Below are 4,045 nucleotides of genomic sequence, written 5' to 3'. Positions count from 1 at the left end.
ATCGCTGCCCAAGGGTCTTCCTATCGGCAATCGCCCTCGCAGCGACCGTCATCTATTGGCTATGAGTCCTGAGCCTAATGGAGATTTGAACTGTGATTTGGGCTTCGCCCTTGAACCCATCGATGCGACGGAGTTTCGCCCAGTTGTCGGCCTGTTGTTATCGGTCAGGCCCGTAAGATACGCCGCATTCTTTCACGGAGAATCGCCTGATGTATCCGCATTTTTCGATTCGGAAAGAAACGAAGAGTTGATTGGACAGGCCCTGCGCTTCGGTGAAGATATTCCAGAATTCAATGCCAATGGAGGCCTGCTGAATGGCATCGATCTTACGCGTTCGTATAGCGCAATTATGCGTATCGCACCAGACGGTTTCCATTGGGTATCAACCGAGTGTGATGGCTACAGTTTTATCGAATTCTTGGAGAATTAGATTGCCGTAGGGTGGGCAGTTCTGCCCACCAGCACACCGGGGCTCTGCCCGTTCGCGCCTTGATAGGTCCACTGGAGCATTTACCAGCCAAAGGCGGGACCGGCGCTCACCCCCACAACTCCGCACTCGCCGGATGCACGCCCGCCGCATCATAGACAAGCGGCGAGTCGCGGTCTTCGGCCAGCAGGAGCGGCCCGTCGAGGTCCACCACCTCGGCCCCCTGCGCCACCAGAACGGCGGGGGCCATGGCGAGGGATGATCCGACCATGCAGCCGACCATGACCTGGTAGCCCTCGGCGCGGGCGGCGTCGCGGAGCGCGAGCGCTTCGGTCAGACCGCCGGTCTTGTCCAGCTTGATGTTGACCATGTCGTATTTGCCTTTGAGCCCCGGCAGGCTGGCGCGGTCGTGGCAGCTTTCATCGGCGCAGACGGGCAGGGGGCGCTCGATTTCCGCCAGCATGTCGTCCTGACCGGCGGGCAGCGGCTGTTCCACCATCTGTACGCCCAACCGCAGCAGGTGGGGGGCGAGGTCGGCATAGACTTCTGCCGTCCAGCCCTCATTCGCGTCGACGATGATGGGGGACTTCGGCGCGCCCTCACGGACCGCCTCCAGCCGCGCCATGTCGTCGGGGGTGCCGAGCTTGATTTTCAGCAGCGGCCGGTGCGCGTGTTTCACGGCCTCGGCCCGCATATTCTCGGGCGTATCGAGCGACAGCGTGTAGGCGGTGATCATCGGGCGCGGCGCGGACAGCCCCGCCAGCTGCCACACCGGCACGCCGGTCTGCTTGGCGGCCAGATCCCACAGGGCGCAATCCACGGCATTGCGCGCGGCCCCGGCGGGCAGGGCATCCTGCAAATCCTGCCTGGAAATGCCCTCCGGCAGGCCCTTGATCTGGGCGGTCACACTCTCCAGCGTCTCGCCATAGCGAGCGTAGGGCACGCATTCGCCCTGTCCTACAACGCCATCCGCGAAGGCGCGCACGGTCAGGACATGAGCTTCGGTCCGGCTGCCGCGGGCGATGGTAAACACCTGCGCCAGCCGGAAGGTGTCGGCGGTAACGGACAGCATCAGATCGCGTCGAGCGCGTCCACCAGACGGCCCGCGCCCTGGCGGAACGGGTCGACGGCGGGCAGGCCCATCCGCTTCTCGGTCGCTTCCAGATAGGACAACGCCTCGTCCTCACCCATATTGGCGGTGTTGACCGAAATGCCGACCACCTGACAGGCGGGGTTGGCGATGCGCGCCAGCGGCAGGGCGGTGTCGCGCAGGGCCTCCAGCGAGGGCAGGTCATAGCCCGGCAACCCGCGCATATGGGCGCGGGTGGGTTCATGCGACAGGATCAGCGCATCGGGCTGGCCGCCATGGATCAGCGCCATGGTCACGCCGGAATAGGACACGTGGAAGAGGCTCCCCTGCCCCTCGATATGATCCCAGTGATCGTCGTCATTGTCAGGGGTCAGCCATTCAACGGAGCCTGCCATGAAATCGGCGATGACGGCATCGAGCGGCACCCCGTTTCCGGTAACCAGAATGCCGGTCTGGCCGGTGGCGCGGAAGCTGGACTTCATGCCGCGCTTCTTCATCTCGGCATCAACGGCCAGCGAGGTGTACATCTTGCCCACGGAGCAATCGGTGCCCACGGCAAGGCAGCGCTTGCCGGACCGCTTTACACCATTGGCAATCGGGTATTTCACGTCCGGGATGCGCACGTCGTGCAGCTTGCGGCCGGTGGCTTCGGCAACGGCCACAAGGTCGGGCTCATCCCGCAGCAGGTTGTGCAGGCCGGAGGCGAGGTCGAACCCTTCCTCCAGCGCCATGACCAGCACCTTTTTCCATTCCTGGCTGATCACGCCACCGCGGTTGGCAACGCCCACCACCAGCGTCTTGGCCCCAGCCTCTTTCGCGGCGGCAAGGTCCATGTCGGGCAGTTTGACATCGGCACCGCAGCCCTCCATCCGGAACTGGCCCACGGCATTGTCTGGCCGCCAGTCGCGGATGCCCTGCGCCACCTTGGCGGCAAGCTGATCGGGCGCATCGCCCAGGAACAACAGATAAGGGGTCTGGATCATCGGGAACCTCGGCAAGCAGAATTGGAGAGCGCAAAACGGCGCGTTTCAGATCGCTTACAGCGGGACAGCCATTCGATGCAAAGGCCAAATTCAGGGTTTCGACCAGTCCAGCAGAGCAATAGGTGCGTCTTGTTCCTGATAGAAGTCGCGCGGTGCATGATCGGAAGCAACCGTATTGCGCTTGAATTCATAGCGCATCAGGTCGCCCTTGATTTCCGATGCCACGATCAGGGCCTGATACAGATGCTTCGGACCTTCATAAATATCCACCAGCCCGCGCAGATGCGGGGCGTATTCGGCATCCAGCGCAAAGCCCTCTTCCGCGAATTGCAGAATCGGATAAACGTCATCACCCACATGCACGGACCGGCGGCTGCGCTTGCGTTCGGCCTTCTTCTGGGCGGCGCGCAGGCCATCCATCACTTCCTTGGGCAGAAAATCTGACATCGCACGGATCCTTGGGGCTTCCTTCGGTCAATTTGGGCCTCGGACAGATTCGGACAAGGCCGCAGCCCCGCCGCATCGCAGCACGTCGCATTCGGGCCACACTATCCGAAATCGGGTGCAAGATCCCTTAAGGGTGGCATGTAACAACCAGACGAACCGGCCTTCGCCCAAGCGGTATGATCGCCAAAGCGCCTGTCCTCTCCTGCCTGTCCCGTCTCGGCCGGGCGGTCAAACCGGAGTTTGGCGCTGGCATGATCGAGCTTCGCTACACCCCGTGGCGACTTGCCTTCTCGTCCCATGAAGACCGGTTTGCCGGGAATCGGCGGCGCGCCGCAGGCGAACCCCGGCGCAGCGATCCGGTGCTTTACTTGCCGCACACCCTGCGGCACCATATGCACACCAAAAAAAGAAAAGACCATTCCGAGGCGGTGCAGTACAAATGACCAAGGCGATTTCACGCTCTGAACCGGGCGCGGGCCACCCGTTCCTGACCTTTTTGAATACCGTTGCCGATGATGGAAAGACGCGGCGGATCGACAGTTTTCAGAACGCCACCGTGCTGGTGCGCCTGCTGGAAGAAGAGGGCTTTGCGGCCCCGTCAGAACCGGTCACGCCGATGCAGCTTCGCAAGATCCTGACGCTTAGGGAAACGGCCTATGCCGCCTTTTCCGCCATCGCGGCAGGTCGCGCGCCGGGTCGGGAAGACGGGCTGTATCTGACCGAGGCGCTGAAGGCCGTCTATCAGGATGCTGAAATCGGCATTGGCGATAACGGCCTGACAGTCGCCGCAAGCCCGCTTGGCCGCGTCTATGAACAGCTGGTGCTGTCAATGGACGAGCTGCTGCGATCCGACCAGTTCGGGCGGCTGCGCGAATGCCGCCGCTGCACGCATCTGTTCATCGACAAGGGGCGGGGCGTCGGGCGGCGCTGGTGTTCCATGTCGCGCTGCGGCAACCGTGCCAAGGCCGAAAGCTTCCGCGCGCGTCAACGGCACGCCGCCTGATTCAACTGATTTCGCCGCGCTTTGCGCGTCGACCCGTGGGGGGGGGGGGGGGGGGGGGGGGGGGGGGGGGGGGGGGGGGGGGGGGGGGGGGGGGG

General features: G+C 63.3%; 6 protein-coding genes. 3 read left to right on the top strand and 3 right to left on the bottom strand.

The features are described 5' to 3' along the window. Nucleotides 1-430: hypothetical protein (locus RBB16_RS20430; protein ID WP_306047874.1), on the top strand; the 430-nt coding region annotated here is incomplete at its 5' end. Nucleotides 431-536: 106 nt separating this feature from the next. Here the strand turns inward: RBB16_RS20430 and dgcA are convergent. The 3 genes from dgcA to RBB16_RS20415 all read right to left on the bottom strand — a co-directional run bounded on the left by dgcA (nucleotide 537) and on the right by RBB16_RS20415 (nucleotide 2,947). After that, nucleotides 537-1,499, bottom strand: coding sequence for an N-acetyl-D-Glu racemase DgcA (gene dgcA / locus RBB16_RS20425; RefSeq protein WP_306047873.1), 963 nt, complete (start codon nucleotides 1,497-1,499; stop codon nucleotides 537-539). Further along, complete coding sequence (gene dgcN / locus RBB16_RS20420) at nucleotides 1,499-2,500, bottom strand: N-acetyltransferase DgcN (protein WP_306047872.1); 1,002 nt, start codon at nucleotides 2,498-2,500, stop codon at nucleotides 1,499-1,501. The genes dgcA and dgcN overlap by 1 nt, the downstream gene beginning before the upstream one ends. 90 nt (nucleotides 2,501-2,590) lie before the next feature. Then, nucleotides 2,591-2,947, bottom strand: a complete 357-nt coding sequence (locus RBB16_RS20415; protein WP_071691146.1) for a hypothetical protein — start codon at nucleotides 2,945-2,947, stop codon at nucleotides 2,591-2,593. A gap of 251 nt (nucleotides 2,948-3,198) precedes the next feature. Here RBB16_RS20415 and RBB16_RS20410 point away from each other — a divergent pair, with 251 nt between their 5' ends. Further along, nucleotides 3,199-3,390 carry a hypothetical protein gene (locus RBB16_RS20410; RefSeq protein WP_306047871.1) on the top strand — a complete coding sequence of 64 codons (192 nt, stop codon included), beginning with the start codon at nucleotides 3,199-3,201 and terminating at the stop codon, nucleotides 3,388-3,390. Further along, nucleotides 3,387-3,950, top strand: coding sequence for a CGNR zinc finger domain-containing protein (locus RBB16_RS20405; RefSeq protein ID WP_306047870.1), 564 nt, complete (start codon nucleotides 3,387-3,389; stop codon nucleotides 3,948-3,950). The genes RBB16_RS20410 and RBB16_RS20405 overlap by 4 nt, the downstream gene beginning before the upstream one ends. Nucleotides 3,951-4,045: the final 95 nt, after the last annotated feature.

Source organism: Nioella sp. MMSF_3534, from assembly GCF_030732985.1.
Lineage (GTDB): Bacteria > Pseudomonadota > Alphaproteobacteria > Rhodobacterales > Rhodobacteraceae > Nioella.
The sequence above is the reverse complement of the archived record's forward strand: the minus strand, read 5'-3'. Positions and strand labels throughout refer to the sequence as shown.